This window comes from Bradyrhizobium sp. STM 3566 (assembly GCF_045571445.1).
Taxonomy (GTDB): domain Bacteria; phylum Pseudomonadota; class Alphaproteobacteria; order Rhizobiales; family Xanthobacteraceae; genus Bradyrhizobium; species Bradyrhizobium vignae.
Map to the genome: position 1 here is coordinate 2,174,826 of NZ_CP120692.1, position 17,920 is coordinate 2,192,745.

General features: G+C 62.3%; 16 protein-coding genes and 1 tRNA gene. 11 read left to right on the forward strand and 6 right to left on the reverse strand.

Features of this window, described 5'->3' with window-relative positions; all coding sequences use genetic code 11:
* Nucleotides 1-40: 40 nt before the first annotated feature.
* The 6 genes from P6U27_RS10335 to P6U27_RS10360 form a co-directional block, all read right to left on the reverse strand.
* Nucleotides 41-1,522: an ATP-binding cassette domain-containing protein gene (locus tag P6U27_RS10335; RefSeq protein ID WP_162500562.1), complete on the reverse strand. Its 1,482-nt coding sequence runs from the start codon at nt 1,520-1,522 to the stop codon at nt 41-43.
* A complete protein-coding gene (locus tag P6U27_RS10340) occupies nt 1,522-2,448 on the reverse strand; it encodes a branched-chain amino acid ABC transporter permease (protein ID WP_122402079.1) in 927 nt (308 codons plus the stop codon). The genes P6U27_RS10335 and P6U27_RS10340 overlap by 1 nt, the downstream gene beginning before the upstream one ends.
* A gap of 1 nt (nt 2,449) precedes the next feature.
* Entirely contained in the window at nt 2,450-3,325 is an 876-nt protein-coding gene (locus P6U27_RS10345) for a branched-chain amino acid ABC transporter permease (RefSeq protein WP_407193984.1), read from the reverse strand.
* A 103-nt stretch (nt 3,326-3,428) separates the two neighbouring features.
* Nucleotides 3,429-4,673 carry an ABC transporter substrate-binding protein gene (locus P6U27_RS10350; RefSeq protein ID WP_122402081.1) on the reverse strand — a complete coding sequence of 415 codons (1,245 nt, stop codon included), beginning with the start codon at nt 4,671-4,673 and terminating at the stop codon, nt 3,429-3,431.
* A 154-nt stretch (nt 4,674-4,827) separates the two neighbouring features.
* On the reverse strand, nt 4,828-5,031 hold the full coding sequence (locus P6U27_RS10355) for a hypothetical protein (protein WP_245509538.1): 204 nt from the start codon (nt 5,029-5,031) through the stop codon (nt 4,828-4,830).
* Nucleotides 5,032-5,213: 182 nt separating this feature from the next.
* Nucleotides 5,214-7,892, reverse strand: a complete 2,679-nt coding sequence (locus P6U27_RS10360; RefSeq protein ID WP_407193985.1) for a TIR domain-containing protein — start codon at nt 7,890-7,892, stop codon at nt 5,214-5,216.
* A gap of 202 nt (nt 7,893-8,094) precedes the next feature.
* Here P6U27_RS10360 and P6U27_RS10365 point away from each other — a divergent pair, with 202 nt between their 5' ends.
* The 11 genes from P6U27_RS10365 (at nt 8,095) to P6U27_RS10415 (ending at nt 17,918) form a co-directional block, all read left to right on the forward strand.
* Entirely contained in the window at nt 8,095-8,364 is a 270-nt protein-coding gene (locus tag P6U27_RS10365; protein ID WP_407194433.1) for a hypothetical protein, read from the forward strand.
* Between the two features lie 496 nt (nt 8,365-8,860).
* Nucleotides 8,861-10,423, forward strand: coding sequence for a 2-isopropylmalate synthase (locus P6U27_RS10370; protein ID WP_122402084.1), 1,563 nt, complete (start codon nt 8,861-8,863; stop codon nt 10,421-10,423).
* 223 nt (nt 10,424-10,646) lie between these two features.
* Nucleotides 10,647-11,651, forward strand: coding sequence for a TRAP transporter substrate-binding protein (locus P6U27_RS10375; RefSeq protein ID WP_407193986.1), 1,005 nt, complete (start codon nt 10,647-10,649; stop codon nt 11,649-11,651).
* 196 nt (nt 11,652-11,847) lie between these two features.
* The gene (locus P6U27_RS10380; protein WP_209296604.1) at nt 11,848-12,456 is read left to right on the forward strand and encodes a Spy/CpxP family protein refolding chaperone; all 609 of its coding nucleotides are present in this window, start codon (nt 11,848-11,850) and stop codon (nt 12,454-12,456) included.
* 180 nt (nt 12,457-12,636) lie between these two features.
* A tRNA-Lys gene (locus P6U27_RS10385) sits at nt 12,637-12,712 on the forward strand.
* A gap of 517 nt (nt 12,713-13,229) precedes the next feature.
* Entirely contained in the window at nt 13,230-13,964 is a 735-nt protein-coding gene (locus P6U27_RS10390; protein ID WP_407193987.1) for a GntR family transcriptional regulator, read from the forward strand.
* A 212-nt stretch (nt 13,965-14,176) separates the two neighbouring features.
* Nucleotides 14,177-14,683, forward strand: a complete 507-nt coding sequence (locus P6U27_RS10395) for an ureidoglycolate lyase (protein WP_407193988.1) — start codon at nt 14,177-14,179, stop codon at nt 14,681-14,683.
* A gap of 12 nt (nt 14,684-14,695) precedes the next feature.
* A complete protein-coding gene (locus P6U27_RS10400; protein WP_407193989.1) occupies nt 14,696-15,616 on the forward strand; it encodes an allantoinase PuuE in 921 nt (306 codons plus the stop codon).
* A 20-nt stretch (nt 15,617-15,636) separates the two neighbouring features.
* Complete coding sequence (locus P6U27_RS10405; RefSeq protein WP_209296602.1) at nt 15,637-16,509, forward strand: ABC transporter substrate-binding protein; 873 nt, start codon at nt 15,637-15,639, stop codon at nt 16,507-16,509.
* A gap of 56 nt (nt 16,510-16,565) precedes the next feature.
* A complete protein-coding gene (locus P6U27_RS10410; protein ID WP_407193990.1) occupies nt 16,566-17,237 on the forward strand; it encodes an amino acid ABC transporter permease in 672 nt (223 codons plus the stop codon).
* A 9-nt stretch (nt 17,238-17,246) separates the two neighbouring features.
* Nucleotides 17,247-17,918, forward strand: a complete 672-nt coding sequence (locus P6U27_RS10415; RefSeq protein ID WP_122402092.1) for an amino acid ABC transporter permease — start codon at nt 17,247-17,249, stop codon at nt 17,916-17,918.
* The last annotated feature ends 2 nt before the right edge of the window (nt 17,919-17,920 follow it).

A 17,920-nucleotide genomic window follows, 5' to 3' on the forward strand; every position in this document is an offset into this window, starting at 1 on the left:
ATCGTTTCCCTTTCTATGCTTCTTGTCGATGCTCGTGGACTTACAGAAAATCGGCGCCGGCTTCGCTGGCGAAACGGCCGGGATCGCCCTCCCAGACGATCCGCGCATGTTCGAGCACATAGACACGGTCGGCATGCGGAAGAGCGAACGTCACGTTCTGCTCGCCGAGCAGCACGGTGATAGAGGTGGTCTGACGCAGCTTTTCGAGTGCCCTGGACAATTGTTCGAGGATGACGGGGGCAAGGCCGAGCGTCGGTTCGTCCAGGATCAGGATCTGCGGCTGCATCATCAGCGCGCGGCCGATCGCCAGCATCTGCTGCTCGCCGCCCGACAGGGTCTGCGCGAGCTGGCCTTGACGCTCTTTCAGGATCGGGAACAGCTCGAACAGCCATGCGAGCTGCGCGGCGCGCTTGTCGTCGGACAGATGCTGGCCGCCGAGGTCGAGATTCTCCCGCACCGTCATCTCGCCGAACAGCTCGCGCGATTCCGGGCATTGCACGAGACCGCTGCGCGCGATTTTCGCCGGGCTCGTGCCGCGCAGCTTTTCGCCGCCGCGCAGGATCTCGCCGCTATAGGGCAAGAAGCCGGAGATGGTGTTGAACAGCGTCGTCTTGCCGGCACCGTTGAGACCGACGATCGACACGAACTCGCCCTCGTGGACGTGGATCGAGACGTTCTCCAGCGCCTGCGCCTTGCCATAGAAAACGCTGACATTCTCGACCTGGAGCAGCGGGACCTTGTCCTTGAAGCTGGTCTCCGGCCGCGCATGGGTCTCGATGGCGCCGCCGAGATAGACCCGCCGCACGGTTTCGTTGCGCATCACATCGTCGGCCTTGCCGGTGACGATCTCCTCACCGAGATACATCGCGAGCACACGATCGACGAGGGCGGCGACGCTCTTGACGTTGTGATCGACCAGCATCACCGCGCGGCCCTCGTCGCGAAAGCTGCGGATCAGGTCGGAGAAGACGTCGACCTCGGCGCGCGTCAGACCGGCGAATGGCTCATCGACCAGCACCACCTTGGGGTCGCGGGCGATCGCCTTGGCAAGCTCGAGTCGGCGCAGATCGGCGAAGGGCAGTGTCGGCGGGCGACGGTTCATGACTGCGCCGAGTCCGACGCGGTCCGCGATCCACTTGGCGTGCTCGACCAGCGCCTTGTCGGGAAACAGCATGAAGAGGCTGTCCGGCAGCAGCGCTACCATGATGTTCTCCAGCACGGTTTGCCGGTTCAGCGGCCGCGAATGCTGAAACACCATGCCGAAGCCTTTGCGCGCGATCTTGTGCGCGGGCAGACCGGCGACGTTCTCGCCCTCGAAGATCACTTCGCCCGCGGTCGGACGCTCGATGCCCATCACGCTCTTCATCGCGGTCGATTTGCCCGAGCCGTTCGGCCCGATCAGGCCGAAGATCTCGCCGGCGTTGACCTCGAAGCCGAGATTCTTCACGGCGGTCAGGCCGCCGAAGCGCTTGGTCAGGCCGCGGACCTCGAGCACGGCCCTGTTTGATAGTCTCATATCCATCACGAACGTGCCTCACGCGAGAGGGCCGCTCCGAGGAAGCCGCCGGGGAAGAAAAGCACGACGAGGAGGGCAACCGCCGAGACGATGAAAGTCGCAAGCTCGCCTGTCGGTCTTAGGAATTCGCCGGCGACGATCAGGAAGATCGCGCCCAGCGCCGCGCCAAGCACGGTGCGCCGCCCACCGAGCACGGCCGAGACGATCACGTTGACGCCGACAGCGACGTCGACGACGGTGCCGACCGAGGCCGTGCCGAAGTAGAACACGAGCAGCGCGCCTGACAGACCGGAGAAGAAGGCGCTGACGACGAAGGCGAAGAGCTTGTGCTTGACGATGTTGAAGCCGAGCGCGCCGGCCTGCACCGGGTCCTGGCCGCTGGCTTGCAGCACGAGTCCAACAGGCGATTGCGACAGGCCATAGAGGATTGCCGCCGAGATCGTCATGAAGCCGAGCGCGATCCAATAGTTGGCGCCGGCATTGATGCTGATGACATCGGGGATGGTGAGCCCGATCTCGCCGCCGGTGAGATCGGCGAACACCACGATGAAGTTCTGCAGCATCAGCACTGCGACCAGCGTGGTCAGGCCGAAATACGGTCCGCGCACTCTGAGCGCCGGGAGTGCCAGCACGAGGCCGGCGATGACGGAGGCGAGGGCGCCCAGCACGATGCAGAGATAGACCGACCAGCCGAACTGGTTGTTGAGAATGCCGGCGGTGTAGGCGCCGACGCCGATCAGGAAGGTCGGCCCGAAATTGACTTCGCCGGCGAAGCCGAACAGGAGGTCCCAGGCCATCGCGAACACACCGAAATAGAAGGCGACGGTGAGAAGTCCGAGCACATAGCCGGAGACGTAGAGCGGCAGCGTTGCACCGAGGATGACGAGCGCCAGCGAGACGAAGAACAGGCGCGAGGTGAAGAAAGTGGGCATCTCAGCGCCTCCCCAGCAGGCCCTGGGGCCGGATGTACATCACGATGACGAGCAGCAGCAGAGCCGGAATGGTGCGGTAGGCCGGCGAGAGCAGATAGGCCGTGAAGGTTTCGAGATAGCCGACCACGAAGGCCGCGATCAGTGAGCCGGAGACGCTGCCGAGGCCGCCGAGCACGACGATCGAGAACGCGCTCGCCGTCAGCGGTCCGACGCTGTAGGAGCTGACGCCCAAGAACATCCCGAGCAGCACGCCGGCGATGCCGGCGAGGGTGCCGTAGATCGCCCACACCACGATGTAGATGTTGGTGAGCTCGAACCCGAGCAGGGTGACGCCGCGAGGGTTCATCGAGGCCGCCAGCACCGCCTTGCCGATCCGGGTACGGTTCACCAGGAGCCACAACAGCGCGATGACGAGGCAGCATACGATCGCGGTGAAGATCTCGTTCGTCGGCGTGCGGACGCCGAGAATCTCGACCACGCCCTCGACGATCGGCAGCACGGTTTTGGCGTTGTTGGTGAAGAAGTAGGCGATCAGCTCCTGGATCATGATGCCCCACAGCAGCGTGCCGGTGAGGACGAAGATCTCCTTTTCCTCGTTCGGGATGCGCCGGGAATCCTGGATCGGTTTCACCACCGCAAAGTAAGTAGCAAAGGCGATCAGGAGCGCAACGCCCACCCCGATCAGCGCGCCGGCATAGGTGCCGACGCCGAGGATGCTCGCGGCAGCCCAGGCCGCCACCGCTGCCGCCACCATGATGGCGCCATGGGAGAGGTTGAGGACGCCGGAGACGCCGAAGATCAGCGTGAAGCCGGTGGCGCCGAGAGCGTAGAGAGCGCTGATGGCAAAGCCATCTATCAGAATCTGGAAAACTCGCATTGATGATTGGCCGCGTGGCAGTCAAACTGCCGCTTTGAGGGAAGGTGCTGCGAGGGTCGCAAATGGAAGCTCCCGGGAGGTGATCCCGGGAGCATGTCCCTGCCTAATTGCCGAGCTTGATGAAGCTCGGAAACTTGACGTCGGCTTTGGCGACCTCCTTGGGCCAGACCGCAACCTGCTTGCCGTCCTGCCACTGCAGCATCAGGCCGGTGATCAGGCCCTTGCCGTATTTGAGCGAGTGGGTGAACGGATCGTCCTTGCCGTAGAACTGGACCCGGCCGATCGTGCCTTCCCAGTCGGTCTTCTCCAGCGCGGTGACCAGCTTGTCGGCGTCGGTCGAGCCGGCGCGCTTCACTGCGTCTGCGATGTAGTAGACCTCGTCATAGGCGGTGTAGCCGGCATAGGACGGAAAGTTGCCGAACTTCTTCCTGAAGTTCTCCGCGAACGGCACCGACTTCGGTGTCACCGCCACGCCGGGACCGGAGACGCCCTGGTAGAGCACGCCTTCCGCGGCCTGGTTGGTGTCCTTGCCGAAGGTCTCGTTGGTCGCCTGCGAGGAGATGCCGAACATCGGGATCGGCACCTGCTGGTTCTTCCACTGCACCGTCGGCTGCACGCCCACGTGCGAGATGCCGGTGATGATCACGTCGGGCCTGGCGCCCTCGATCTTGTTGAAGATCGGCGTGAAGTCGGTGGTGTCAGGTGAGAAGCGAATGTGATCGAGCACCTTCAGCCCGATCTTGGGCAGGCATTCCTCGTAACCGACGTCGAGCGGCTTGGTCCACGCGGCATCTTCGCTCATGATGACAGCCGACTTCATGTGCATCTTGTCCACGAGCAGATCCTTGGCGGCGTCGCAGACCGACAGCGCCAGCGCCGCGGAGGTCAGGTAGCCGTGGAAGGTATATTTGTTCTTCTCGTAGTCGGCATGGACGCTCTTGCTGATCTCGTTGGACGCCGCGCCCGGTGTGACGAACGGCGTCTTCAGCCGTGAGGCCCAGGGCTCCAGCGCCAGGACCACCTCGCTGATATAGCTCGCGATGACCGCGTTGACCTTGTCCTCGTTCACCGCGCGCTGGAACGCGCGCACCGAGTCTGCCGAAGAGGAGTGGTTGTCGTAAGAGACGATCTCGATCTTGCGGCCGTCGACGCCGCCGCGTGCGTTGATCTCGTCCGCTGCAAGTTGCGCCGCCTGCGGGATCGATGCGCCCGCGATCGCCTGCGCTTCCGCGATCACGCCGATTCGGATCGGATCCGCTGCAAGCGCTGCGCCTGACACCGTGATCAGCGCACCGACCGCGGCCGCAGCGAGCGGTATTCGCAATGCAATAGAGAGTGGTTTTTTCATATGTTGTTCTCTCCCTTGAACAGGCCTCTTGTGAGCCATTGGGCCGCGACTATACCGGCCGAGACCTTCTCGGCAAGTGAAACTGCGTTCAGGATCGTGGGAGAGGACTAAAGTCTAGCGCTGCGCAATTGCGGGCAGGATACCTGCGGGACCCTCATCGCACGCAGGCATGCAGATTCCGTCGAGGGGCATGCGTGAGCATCAGGTGGTGCATTCCGAGGCGGACGCCATCGGAAGCAACGAAGCCGGAGGCGGCGGCGACCTCGGTCCGCTCGACGACAACGACATCGATGTCGTGGCGGCCCAGGAACTCAGCGGTGCAAGCGCCGATCACGCCGCCACAGATCACGATGCGCATGGCTTGTTCCTCGAAATGCGCAGGCGCCGAAGGAACAGACATTGCCGTTGACATCGCAGCGCAGGCCATCCGGTCCGCACTTCACGCCTCATACTTCTCAATTGTCGCCGGACGCGTGGTCCACCATCCGGGAGCCGTGGCGCGAGCCCATACTACGCTTGCTTCGATCACGAACGGACAGATCAGTCGAACTTCACCAGCCCCTGTTCGACCAGTTTCTTGAGAATGGGCGCGGCGCCGCAGTACTTGACGGCCGCTTCAGGATCGAAAACGTGATCGCCCACGAACTTTCCCTTGGTGTAGTGATTCGTGCACGCCCAGAGAAATGGTGAATTGATTTTATGTTTGCGGTAGCCGAGGCCGTTGCTTTTTTCCAACTGGTACAGCATTTCGCCCAGCCCCCAACTGGTCGACTTCGTGAATCCGCCCAGCTCAAGATAGTCAGTCGCACTTTCCTCCCATGAAAAAGGTGGATTGCCGCTGCGCGGGCGGCCTACGGGCACATGTACCGTTCTCGCAGTCAGTGGATCTCCGTTGTGCAGGTGTCTTCCGAAGTCGAAACTACTCTCAACACCATGCAAGATGCCTATAAAATACCAAGGCACGTTCAGCTTATTGCCGACATCTTCATATCGCTTGCGCCCAGCCAATAGCGTTTTAGTTGCGCTTTCGACCTGAGCCTCCATTTCTGGCGGAATTGAGCTGGTCACGAAGAGCTGAAGCATTTCGAGCAGCACGGCATTTTGTGCCGCGAGGCGCTCCGCGATGATCCTTTGTTGGTCCGCAAGTGCCCTTTGCCTCTCCGCGTCAGCCCTGGCATTTTCCGCGAGGGTTCGCTGTGCATTGGCTTCGCGTTGTTGGACATAGGCATACATCCAGCCTCCGCCGACGACGAGCACGAGAAGCGCTGCCACCGCCAATGCGATGCCTTGGCGGCGCAGTCGCGTGCGTGCCTGCGCCTTCTCGAGCTGGTCTTCCTGATCTCTCCGTTCTCGCTCTGCCTGCGCAGCCAATTGTTTTTCGGACTCGGTGATACTGTCGGCAATGAATGCTCGCTCTGGTGCCGGCAAATTTGCGTCTGGACGCGCTTGCAGCCATTCCCGGGCCCGCTGAAGTTCGCGGCCGACCAACAGGCCCCTCTCATTGGCTGTGAATAGTTCGAACATGCGACCCAGCCGCTGCCGCCAAATCATGAACTCCCGGTCTTCTGCCAGCAATTTACTGAGCGGCGGCTGTCGCAGGAGCGCTTCGTGTGCGACCTCGATCACTTCGACCTCGGCTCCCGCATCCGTCCGTCGATCCCTGATCAGCAAGCGGCGTTCTGCAAACCGATCGATGAGGGGCAACGTCCTGGGCGGAAGATCGTCTCGTTTGGCCACGCGTCGGACGAACTGCCCCGCGTCGTTGACCTGCACCAGATGAGGTATGAAGGCCTCCCGCCACAGCATCAATTGATCGTTCTCGTCCGTCGGTAGTTCACCCCTTGCGACTCCGTCGGCAAAGGCTCCCTTCACAACCGTTGCTATGACGCCCCTGAGGTGGCCGAGCCTTTCGTAATCGACCAGATTGAGTTCGTTGTCGGCGCTGTAATTTTCGTAAAGGTGCGCAAGCGTGAAAGCGAGAAGCGGCAGCGCATCCTGGCCGGACACGTCCCTCAGCAATTCATCGGTCAGCCTCGGATCAAGCTTGAGGGGCTTTGGCTCGAGCAGCCTTGCTGGCCCTTCGATCACCGCGCGGTATGAGCTCTCCAACATGGCTTCCAGAGGAAAAGTGTCCTTCGGAAACTCGGCGAACTTCGCCTCCGCCTGCAGGCGGGGAAGTGCGTCCGAGCGCATGGCGACCAGCGCTAAGGCATGAGCGGAATCGGACGTCAGCGTTCGGGTCAGGATATCGATGAAGCGCTTGGCTTCCGCGCGGCCATCCTCTCCAAACAGCTCCTCACCTTGATCAATGGCGAGAATGATGGTCGGTGGCAACGCGTTCGTGCCATACAAATCAGGTTGATGCGCGATGTCCCGCAATGCGTCAAAAAGCTTGAGAAGACCGGCTTCGTCCGTCTCGATGAATTCCTGAATAGCGGCGCGGCTGCGCGGCAGGCCGCGCTTGCGGAATTCTCCGGCAAATCGTTCCTCGCTGATCTTGCTCAGGAGGGCCTGTGCAAGTCCGAAATCGCCCGAGATAGCGGCGCGCTCCGGTCGGATCGTAGGAAGCGGCAACCAGGTCCGGTCGTCTCGATTGAGGCGCGGCAGAAGTCCAGCACGCAGAAACGACGACTTTCCTGATCCCGATGCTCCGAGAATCACGAGCATGCGATCGACACCGACCCGCGCAATGACACGCATTCTGTCGAGCGCGCGCACGATCTGCCCATCGCGCCCGAAGAAGATCGCCGCATCCTGCTCATCAAAATACGCAAACCCGGGATAAGGGCGGCGTCCGGGCTGAAGCTCGAAAGTCGATGGATCGAGCCCAGCAAGCTTTAACCCTAGCGCCAGGCGCTTGTATTCATGAGCACCAGCATTGAGATCGACCCATTGCTCGTCGGTGAGGTCGAGCGGCACGTCCGACTTGTCGGCCCCGATCAGAGCGATGATAATCTTCTTACCCATCAGACGGGCGGTGTCGATCTCCGCCCGGCACCAACGCGAGGCAAGCCATTCGTTGGAGATGAGCGCAAGCACCACCTCGCACCTCTGCGCAGCCTTCTGAAGCGCATCTTTCCAACGCTGGCCAGCCCCGATGCCACGTTCTGGGTCAAGATCGAGAAAGACATCGTCCCAGCCATTCGCTGTCAGCCAGTCCAAAACCTCCCTGGCCCGGTCAACATCGCTGCTCGAGTGACTGATGAAGATATTCCCCATTCATCCCAGCCTTACGGTCCTCGTTCCGCGGAGGACTTTTCCAGGTCACCCGCGCATGCCCGGCCGCAGCGGAAGGTTAGTCTGGTCCGGTGTCGGTTGCGAGGGGCGGAATCAAAACCGCTGCGCGATCGTGGGTCGCAATTTCGTCACCTTCGAATGCGTTGGGGTTGGAGGGCGCTGAACGGGGATAAAGCCGGAGCTCATTGTGCAGGTTGTCGTCTTGGTCATCCTTCTCGCGATCGCATTTGCGGCGGGCTATTTCACGCGGGATCACGTCTCCCGGAAAAGGCGGGCGGAGGCGCGCCGCTGGCGCGAGTACACGGAGCCCGATTGGCTCTCAGCCAACGCACCGGCCAACACCAACGAGATCACGAACGCCAGGACGGCTGCACCCGCGGTCACCAGCGAGCTCGGCCAGATGCTGAACCGCTGGGAAAGCAGGGCCCGCGCCCGCCGCACCGGCACGGGATAGGCGTCTCCCTCGCAAATCTGGCAGCCTGGATGGAGCGGCAAGCAAAATCCAGGACAATGCTCCCGCATCGCGCTTCGCTCCCATGCGGGCGAGGCCCTCCGTGCGGCTATCATCGACCCATTAGGCCACGTATGCTGACCATCTTTTGGCGTTGCAGTTGCAGCCATTTCTCGTCTAGAAACGGAACGCACTGAGCCCCCTGGCAACCAACCGTCAACGGTTTTGGCCGAGGATTTGTGGCTCAAAAGGGTCCGGCAATGCTGATTCGCGGCCAAATCGATGGGATTGCGGGGGAGGTGGCTCTGGCCGCCGCCACGATCCCGGCCGCGTCGCTGCCCACCCTCCTTATTGGCGGCCTTCTTCTTACTTGCCCCTGAGGGCCGGCTGGGCGCCACGCGCCTGGGCGCTCAGGGGTTGGTCGAGATCACCGGACACCTCAAGCGCCAAGGGACCAAACCGGTCTGAACGGTGCAAACGCTCAAAAGGAAATTTAGGAATGGCCACCCAGAACAAGTCCGAGAAGGACCGCGTCATCATTTTCGACACCACGCTGCGCGACGGCGAGCAGTGCCCCGGTGCCACCATGACCTTCGAGGAGAAGCTCGAAGTTGCCGAATTGCTGGACGATATGGGCGTCGACGTCATCGAGGCCGGCTTTCCGATCACCTCCGAAGGCGACTTCCAGGCGGTCAGCGAAATCGCCCGCCGCTCCAAGAATTCGGTGATCGCCGGGCTGTCGCGCGCGCATCCGGCCGATATCGACCGCTGCGCCGAGGCGGTGAAATTTGCAAAACGCGGCCGCGTCCACACCGTGATCGCGACCTCACCGTTGCATATGCGGGTGAAGCTGAACAAGACCCCGGAGCAGGTGATCGAGACCTCGGTCGCCATGGTCGCGCGCGCCCGCAACCAGATCGACGACGTCGAATGGTCCGCCGAGGACGGCACCCGCAGCGAGATGGACTTTTTGTGCCGCATCGTCGAGGCCGTGATCAAGGCCGGCGCCACCACAGTGAACATCCCCGACACCGTCGGCTACACGGTGCCGGAGGAATACACCCACTTCATGAAGACGCTGATCGAGCGCGTGCCGAATTCGGACAAGGCCGTGTTCTCCGTGCACTGCCATAACGACCTCGGCATGGCGGTGGCGAACTCGCTGGCCGGCATCGTCGGCGGTGCGCGCCAGGTCGAGTGCACCATCAACGGCATCGGCGAGCGCGCCGGCAACGCTGCGCTCGAAGAGATCGTGATGGCGATCAACGTCCGTAACGACAAATTCCCCTACTGGAACAAGATCGACACCACCCAGCTCACCCGCGCCTCGAAGCTGGTGTCGGCGGCGACCTCGTTTCCGGTCCAGTACAACAAGGCCATCGTGGGCCGGAATGCCTTCGCGCATGAGAGCGGCATCCATCAGGACGGCGTGCTGAAGGACGCTTCCACCTACGAGATCATGCGCCCCGAGATGGTCGGCCTGAAGCAGTCCTCGCTGGTGCTCGGCAAGCATTCCGGCCGCCATGCCTTCGTGCACAAGCTGGAGGAGATGGGCTACAAGCTCGGTCCGAACCAGCTGGAAGACGCGTTCAACAGGATGAAGGCGCTCGCCGACCGCAAGAAGGACATTTACGACGAGGACATCGAGGCGCTGGTGGACGAGGAGATGGCGGCATCGCACGACCGCATCAAGCTGACCTCGCTGACGGTGATCGCGGGCACCCATGGTCCGCAGCGCGCCACCATGAAGCTCGACGTCGATGGCCAGATCAGGATCGAGGAAGCCGAGGGCAACGGTCCGGTGGACGCGGTGTTCAACTGCATCAAGCGCCTGGTGCCGCACGAGGCCAAGCTCGAGCTGTACCAGGTCCACGCCGTCACCGAAGGCACCGACGCCCAGGCGGAAGTCTCGGTGCGGCTGTCGCAGGACGGTCGCTCGATGACGGCGCGCGCGGCGGATCCGGATACGCTGGTGGCCTCGGCCAAGGCCTATCTCGGCGCGCTCAACAAGATCGTCATGAAGCGCCAGCGCGATACGGTGACGACGGCCGCGGCGAGCTGAGGCGCGTCAGCGTGTCATTCCGGGGCGCCTCGAAGGCGACCCCGGAATCTCGAGATTCCGGGTCTGGTCCTTCGGACCATCCCGGAATGACGCCGATTGTGGCGGCGAATAGCTGCCCTGCTAAGGGCCAATAGCGGCTCCATCTCCCAGCCGCTATTGATGCAGCCGGAGCAAGATTGGCCGCCTATGCGCCGGGCGGCCCAAAAAACAACAGGGAGAGACTATGCGCACCTTCGCGATCGCCGCGTCCATCGCGGTCCTGGCCCTCGGTTTGACCGGGCCGGCACTGGCGCAATCGCCGATCATCATCAAATTCAGTCACGTCGTCGCCACCGACACGCCGAAGGGCAAGGGCGCGGAGAAATTCAAGGAGCTCGCCGAGAAATACACCGGCGGCAAGGTCAAGGTCGAGGTCTACCCGAACTCGACGCTCTACAAGGACAAGGAAGAGCTCGAGGCGCTGCAGCTCGGCAGTGTGCAGATGCTGGCACCGTCCAACTCCAAGTTCGGTCCGCTCGGCATCCGCGAGTTCGAGGTGTTCGATCTGCCCTACATCCTGCCCGACCTGAAGACGCTGCGGAAGGTGACGGAAGGACCGCTCGGAGCAAAGCTGCTCAAGCTGCTCGAACCCAAGGGCATCACCGGCCTCGCCTATTGGGACAACGGCTTCAAGCAGATGAGCGCCAACAAGAAGCTGATCACGCCGGCCGACTACCAGGGCGTCAAATTCCGCATCCAGTCCTCGCGTGTGCTGCAGGCCCAGTTCAAGGCGCTCGGCTCTCTGCCGCAGGTGATGGCGTTCTCGGAAGTCTATCAGGCGCTCCAGACCGGCGTGGTCGACGGCCAGGAGAACACCTGGTCGAACATCTATACCCAGAAGATGCACGAGGTGCAGAAGTACATCACCGAGACCAATCACGGCTACATCGGCTACGTCGTGATCGTGAACAAGAAGTTCTGGGACGATCTGCCGGCCGACATCCGCGACCAGCTGTCCAAGGCGATGAAGGAAGCGACCGACTTCAACAACGCGCAGTCGCAGAAGGAGAACGACGGCGCGCTGGCCGAGATCAAGAAGAGCGGCAAGAGCGAGATCATCAAGCTCACCGCCGATCAGGACGAAGCGATGCGCAAGGCGATGGAGCCGGTCTATAAGGATGCCGCGGGCCGCGTCGGCCAGGGGCTGATCGACGAGTTCCTGAAGGAATCCAAGAGCACGACGAACTGACCTGAACAGACGATCAACGAAGGGCTTCCGCGCACCGCACGGAAGCCCGTTGTGTTGCAAATCATTTCAGTTGGCATCTGAACGGACATTCACGGCCGTTGCATCTGCCTAGAAACGCGCTCCCTGTCCAAGTTGTAAGTTGCGCGTGAGCCTCCTCGCGCTCATCCTCGCGGGCATCCTTCCAGAGGAGGTCCGGATGAAGAAGTTCACCATCGCCGCCATCGCCGTGCTCAGCATTGCCGGCTCGGGCGCGGTCTATGCCCAATATCATCGCCCGTGGATGGAGCACGTCCGCCACATGCGCATGAACCCCGAGGACCGCGCCGCCTTCGTCGATGCGCGGATTGCCGCCGTCCATGCCGGCTTGAGGCTCAACGCCGACCAGGAGAAGCTGTGGCCGCCGGTCGAGGCCGCGGTGCGCGACTTCGCCAAACTGCGGATCGATCGCGCCAATGCGCGGATGAATGCCGGCCCAGGTGACACGTCGAGGGATACCGACAGGCCGGACGATCCGATTGCCCGTCTGCGCCAGCGCGCCGAGGACATGGGCGCCAGTTCCGCCGCCCTGAAGAAGATCGCCGATGCCGCCGATCCGCTCTACAAGAGCCTGGACGAGGGCCAGAAACGGCGCCTCGCCGTGCTGACCCGTCACCGCGGCCCATTCGGCGGCGGGGAGGATGGCCCGCCCCGGCACTTCATGGAACGGGGCATGGACCGGATGATGGAAAGGGGCATGGAGCACTTCCATCGTGACCGGTTCGACCGCGACGGCGGCGAGGGGCGGGACCGCGAGGGCCGGCTCTGAGCGGGGCCGGTTTCTGTGTCCGTTACTCCTGGCGAAGCCGCTGGAATCCAGCGGCTTTTCGCATTTCCGGAGCTGCGGACGAAGCCTTGTTGAACCCCTTGGAAAACTTGCGCCCGATCGCTTGCCATCCCCGGATCGCTTTGCTAAACGACCGGCCTCGCAAGGCATTGACCGCCTTTCGGGCGCATAGCTCAGTTGGTAGAGCAGCTGACTCTTAATCAGCGGGTCCCAGGTTCGAGCCCTGGTGCGCCCACCATTCCAAGGCCCTGTTGATGCAGGGCTTTTTCATTTCCGGCGCTAGAACAAAGCGCGTCCCGTGGGACGTCTTTTGTGGTCGGACGCCGTACGGCCAGATTGCTGCGCGAGCTTCCCCTTTCTTCCGTATCTTTACCCTATTCGATACAGCGGACAGATCCGATCGGGCAGGGCGACTACGTGCTCGTCGCAGAATTGGATATTTCGGTGAGCAAAACGGACGATCTGTTCTGGCCGTCGCAGCAGGGTATCGCTTGCTGCAAAACCAGAACCGGATTGTTCGGGGCGGGCGTGCGATTCGCTCCCTCGCTACCACGGGCCACGATTCCCCACGCCAAATTACGATCTTCTCCGATTTTGTGCACTTGATCGTGGCGGCGCTCCCAGGCGTCATGGCGAAATCGGCCGACCAGCGGTATCCCAATCGGATACACTCGGCTTATCGGCGAGGTATCTCGACAAGCCGCGGTAGCACGATTATCAACTGCTACTGGCGAACGGCGGCCCGAGGATCGAACGTGACCAAATCGACTGCGCGCAAACGCTTATCCGCGACAACCTCTTCGCGCGCAACGGCAGTAGAGGCACCGAAGCGCCCTCGGCCGAACGGCAGCGTCACCGAGGCGACCTATCGAAAGCTCCTGGATCTGATTGAATCGCGGCAACTTGGACCGGGCGAGGTCATCGAGGAGCGCCGGCTTGCGCTGCGCCTCAAGGTGTCGCGTACTCCGCTACGTGCCGGAATCAGCCGTCTGCTGGGCGAGGGCAGGTTGGAACAGCTTTCGAATGGCTCGGTCATCGTGCGCAATATCGGTATCGCCGAGTTGCTCGAATTAATTCATCTACGGCTCATTCTCGAAAGCGAGGCGGCCTCGCTTGCTGCAACCCGCATCAGCCTCGATGTCCTGCAGCCGATCAAGGCCAGCCTGGAGAAGATCCTGTCCACAGCCGTGATCACCAAGACCAAGCACTGGACGCTGGATGACGAGATTCACGACCAGATCGCCAATCATTGCGGCAACCGCTCTCTTGCCACCCTCATCGGAGAGACCCGCCGCAAGATCAGGATGTGCAATGTGGAGCGGCGTCCCGAACGGCTGTTGCCCGCGTGTCGTGAACACCTCGCGATTGTTGATGCCATCATCAAGCGAGACGCAGCGGTGGCGCGCCACGCGATGATCCAGCATCTCACCAATGTCCGTCAGGGCATGCTGGAAACATTCGGGATATTTTTACCCGAGAGCCACGGCTGATCGCCGTCACTGAAAGGTTTCCCGAACGGCCCAGGCCTGTTCGGGGCGCGCCGCATTCTGCCTGAATTTTCACTTCCGATTGCTGCTCATGTGGGCAGAAGGTCACGGCTCGCGCCCTTGACAAGGTGGTACCTCCGAGCTCCAATGGTATCCCACTGGTATAATGAACTTCGCGCGGTGCTATTTGCATCGTTTCCTGGGCTGGAGCCTTAATGATCGCTTCTCCTTCGTACACAGTTTCGCTCGAGCCGCTGTCCGCCGAAGCCTTCGCTCCCTTCGGTGACGTGGTCTCGCGCCCGACTGGTGAGCGGCGGCGTTACCTTCCGACCATGCTGAACTGTGCGGACGAGGCGCAATCATTCTCGCTCTGGATTAGCGGCGCGGCCGCACTCGGAGAGCTCCCGTTGCGGGCGACCACGCTGGAGCGGCACCCCTATTCGGCCCAGACCTTCGTGCCGCTCGGTTCCGCGCGCTATCTCGCCGTCGTCTGCGCTGCGACATCGGACGGAGACCCTGATCTGCCGACTCTGCGCGGATTCATCGCCGGTCCCGACCAGATCGTCACCTACGCGCGCAATGTGTGGCATCATCCGATGACCGTGCTTGACGCGCCCATGGAATTCGCGGTGGCGATGGGGGTGACGGGCCGGCAGAACGATGACGTTTTCTTCGGTCTCGATGCCACCGTGACCCTCGTTATGCCGCCGGCAACTTCGTAGAAGGTAACGGTCATGACCGCGCAAGCCGACCAGAATCGCGATTTTATCGGCTATGGACGCAACCCGCCGGATCCGAAATGGCCCGGCGGCGCTCGCATCGCGCTCAACATCTGCGTCAATTACGAAGAAGGATCGGAGGCTTCCTTTGCCGATGGCGACGGCGTCACCGAGGCGGCGCTGACGGAGGGCGGCGGCGGAGGCTTTGAAGGGCGCGATCTCGCTGCGGAATCGATGTTCGAGTATGGCAGTCGCGTCGGTTTCTGGCGGCTGATCCGGTTACTCTCCGAGCGCGGCATGACGGCCACCATCATGGGGTGCGCCCTTGCGCTGGAGCGCAATCCGGAAGCGGCCGCGGCCATCGGCGAGCTTGGATACGATGTCTGCGCCCATGGCTGGCGCTGGGAGCGGCATCAACGTCTTGGCGAGGATGAGGAGCGCGAGCGGATCAGAAAGACGGTTGCGAGCCTTACGCGGACGACGGGCGAGCGGCCTCTCGGCTGGTATTGCCGCTACGGCGCCGGCGTGAATACACGCCGACTGGTGGTCGAGGAAGGAGGCTTCCTCTATGATTCCGACGCCTACAATGACGAGTTGCCGTACTGGACGACGGTCCTCGGCAAGCCGCACCTGGTTGTCCCCTATGGTCTGGTCAACAACGATGCCAAGTTCATCCGTGGCGCGATGACGACCGCTGACGATTTCTTCGTCTACCTGAAGGATGCCTTCGACATGCTCCATGCTGAAGGCGCGACCGCGCCGAAGATGATGTCGGTGGGCCTGCACACCCGGATCGTCGGTCATCCGGGCCGGGCTGCGGGCTTCGCGCGTTTTCTTGACTACGTTGCCACGCATGACGCGGTGTGGGTGTGCCGACGCGTCGACATTGCCCGGCATTGGATTGCCACCCATCCCGCACAATCCCGAAAGTCTTGACCCATGGAAGGACCCGACCGATGACGCTCCGATCGAAGCTTCTTGCAATCGCGCTGATCATGGCCGGCGCCCAGGTCGGGGGCGGGATTCAGGCTCATGCCCAGGAGGCGGATCACCCCTCCGACAAGCCGCTGGTCGTCGCGTCCGATTTCGGTGTCGCGCCATGGATGGTGCGAGGCACGAGCGGTCCTGAAGGCTTCGGCGTGGATCTGATCAACGAGATCGGCAAGGAACTCGGCCGTCCGAAGGTCGAGATCGTGGATATCAACTTCTCCGGGCTATTTGCGGCATTATTTGCCAAGCGGGTCGAATTCCTGGTCAACCCGCTGAACCTGACAGCCGAGCGCTCCGAGCGGATGCTCTATACCGAGCCGCTATTCACCACCGGAAACGGCTTTCTGGTTCGCGCCGCCGACGAGATGAAGGGCTTTGACGACCTGAAGGGCAAGGCGGTGGCGGTGAACCGCGGCACCATCTCGGACACCTGGGCAACGGCGAATGCCGAGAAATACGGATTCGAGGTGCAGCGTTACGACACCTTTCCGGATAGCGTGCAGGCCGTGCTGACCCGGCGCGCGTTCACTGCGCTGAACGAAATCCCCACCACCGTGTATGCCGCCAGTCAGAACAAGGCGATCAAGGTTGGCTACAAGGACTTCAACGGGCGCAACTTCGCTTATGCGTTCCGCCTGGAGGACACCGAGTATCGCAACAAGGTCGAGGACGTGATCGAATGCATGAAACTCGACGGGCGGCTGCGCAAGCTGCACGAGAAGTGGTACGGGGCCACTCCAGATGCCGGCTCGGCAATCGAGACGGTGTATTTCGGCTACGGGCCTCCCGGCTTCAAGGGCTTCGAGCCGGCCGCCCATGTTCCGGCCTGCAAGAAGTAGCGGGGCACCACAGCCGGATCGCAAGAGCGGTCCGGCCGCCACGATAGTGACAGCCGATGGACCGCATTCTCGAGTACTATTTTAATCCGAAGGTCATCGCACTCGCGTTTCCAAACGTGCTGGCGGGCTTTCGCGTGACGGTCGCCGTCGCGCTGCTGATTATCCTGTTCGGCATCGCGACGGGGCTGCTGCTGGCGCTGCTGCGTTGTGCCAATTTGCGGCTTTTGAATGCGTTGATCGTCGTTTACGTGGACGTTCTGCGGACGCTGCCGCAACTCGTCATCATCGTGTTCATCTATTTCGGCCTGCCCTATGTGGGGCTCACTCTCTCGCCGTTCGTGACCACGGTGCTGTCGCTGGCGATGGTGCTATCGGCGTTCAGCACCGAGATATTCTGGTCGGCCATCATGGCGGTCCCCCGTGGACAGTGGGATGCCGCGAGCGCTCTCGGGTTTGGCCGGGTGCGCACGTTGCTGGAGATCATCCTGCCTCAGGCCATCCGGCTGTCGGTGCCGCTTCTGACCAACCGGGCGATCTCGATCAGCAAGGGCACCGCACTGGGCACTGCGGTGTCGTTGCCGGAGACGCTGGGGCAGGCGCAGAGCGTAACTGCGATGGTCGCGAATCCCTCGCCACTGACGCTCGCCGCCGCCTTCTACGTGCTGTTCTTTCTGCCGCTCGTGGTCGCCAGCCGCTGGATCGAGCGGCGATCAGCGCAGGGACGATGAGAGAGGGCCATGCAAGCGCTGCTGGACAATTTTGCCGACTTCGACGCGCTGATGCGGGTCTATCCGCTGCTGCTGCAGGGCCTGCTTTACACCGTCACGCTGGCGCTGGTGGCGCTGCCGCTCGGCCTCCTGCTGGGCCTGTCTATCGCTGTGGCCTACAGCTTCCATCATCGCTGGCTGAATGTCGCCCTACTGGTCCATATCGATGTCTTCCGGGCGTTTCCGGTGGTCGTGCTGCTGATCCTGGTGTTCTACGGCCTGCCGTTCCTCGGGTTGACTCTGGGCGGATTTGCTGCCGCCGTTCTCGCGATCGTGCTCAACAATTCCGGCTACTATGGCGAGATATTTCGCGCGGGCATCGAGTCCGTTCCTCGCGGCCAGTACGAGGCGGCGCGCGCGCTGGGCTTCAAACCGCTGCATGTCGTGCTCTACATCGTCCTGCCGCAGGCCGTACGCAACGTGCTGGCGCCGCTGGCCAGCAATTCATTGGAGCTGGTCAAGACCACCTCGATCGGTGCGCTGGTAGCGTTACCCGAGCTTCTGCGCTCGGCGCGTGTCGCTCAGGAGCAGACCTATAATCCGACGCCGCTGATGGCGGCTGCGGTGATCTTCTTCGTCCTGCTGTATCCGATCGCGCGTTGGGTCGCGCGTCTGGAGCGGCAGGCCCTTGTGGCACGCTAAGT

Coding starts and splice junctions, on each gene's coding strand:
- P6U27_RS10400 (WP_407193989.1), top strand. CDS start 14,696: ATGACCGCGCAAGCCGACCAGAATCGCGATTTTATCGGCTATGGACGC.
- P6U27_RS10340 (WP_122402079.1), bottom strand. CDS start 2,448: ATGCCCACTTTCTTCACCTCGCGCCTGTTCTTCGTCTCGCTGGCGCTC.
- P6U27_RS10350 (WP_122402081.1), bottom strand. CDS start 4,673: ATGAAAAAACCACTCTCTATTGCATTGCGAATACCGCTCGCTGCGGCC.
- P6U27_RS10410 (WP_407193990.1), top strand. CDS start 16,566: ATGGACCGCATTCTCGAGTACTATTTTAATCCGAAGGTCATCGCACTC.
- P6U27_RS10370 (WP_122402084.1), top strand. CDS start 8,861: ATGGCCACCCAGAACAAGTCCGAGAAGGACCGCGTCATCATTTTCGAC.
- P6U27_RS10395 (WP_407193988.1), top strand. CDS start 14,177: ATGATCGCTTCTCCTTCGTACACAGTTTCGCTCGAGCCGCTGTCCGCC.
- P6U27_RS10355 (WP_245509538.1), bottom strand. CDS start 5,031: ATGCGCATCGTGATCTGTGGCGGCGTGATCGGCGCTTGCACCGCTGAG.
- P6U27_RS10415 (WP_122402092.1), top strand. CDS start 17,247: ATGCAAGCGCTGCTGGACAATTTTGCCGACTTCGACGCGCTGATGCGG.
- P6U27_RS10345 (WP_407193984.1), bottom strand. CDS start 3,325: ATGCGAGTTTTCCAGATTCTGATAGATGGCTTTGCCATCAGCGCTCTC.
- P6U27_RS10405 (WP_209296602.1), top strand. CDS start 15,637: ATGACGCTCCGATCGAAGCTTCTTGCAATCGCGCTGATCATGGCCGGC.
- P6U27_RS10360 (WP_407193985.1), bottom strand. CDS start 7,892: ATGGGGAATATCTTCATCAGTCACTCGAGCAGCGATGTTGACCGGGCC.
- P6U27_RS10380 (WP_209296604.1), top strand. CDS start 11,848: ATGAAGAAGTTCACCATCGCCGCCATCGCCGTGCTCAGCATTGCCGGC.
- P6U27_RS10375 (WP_407193986.1), top strand. CDS start 10,647: ATGCGCACCTTCGCGATCGCCGCGTCCATCGCGGTCCTGGCCCTCGGT.
- P6U27_RS10335 (WP_162500562.1), bottom strand. CDS start 1,522: ATGGATATGAGACTATCAAACAGGGCCGTGCTCGAGGTCCGCGGCCTG.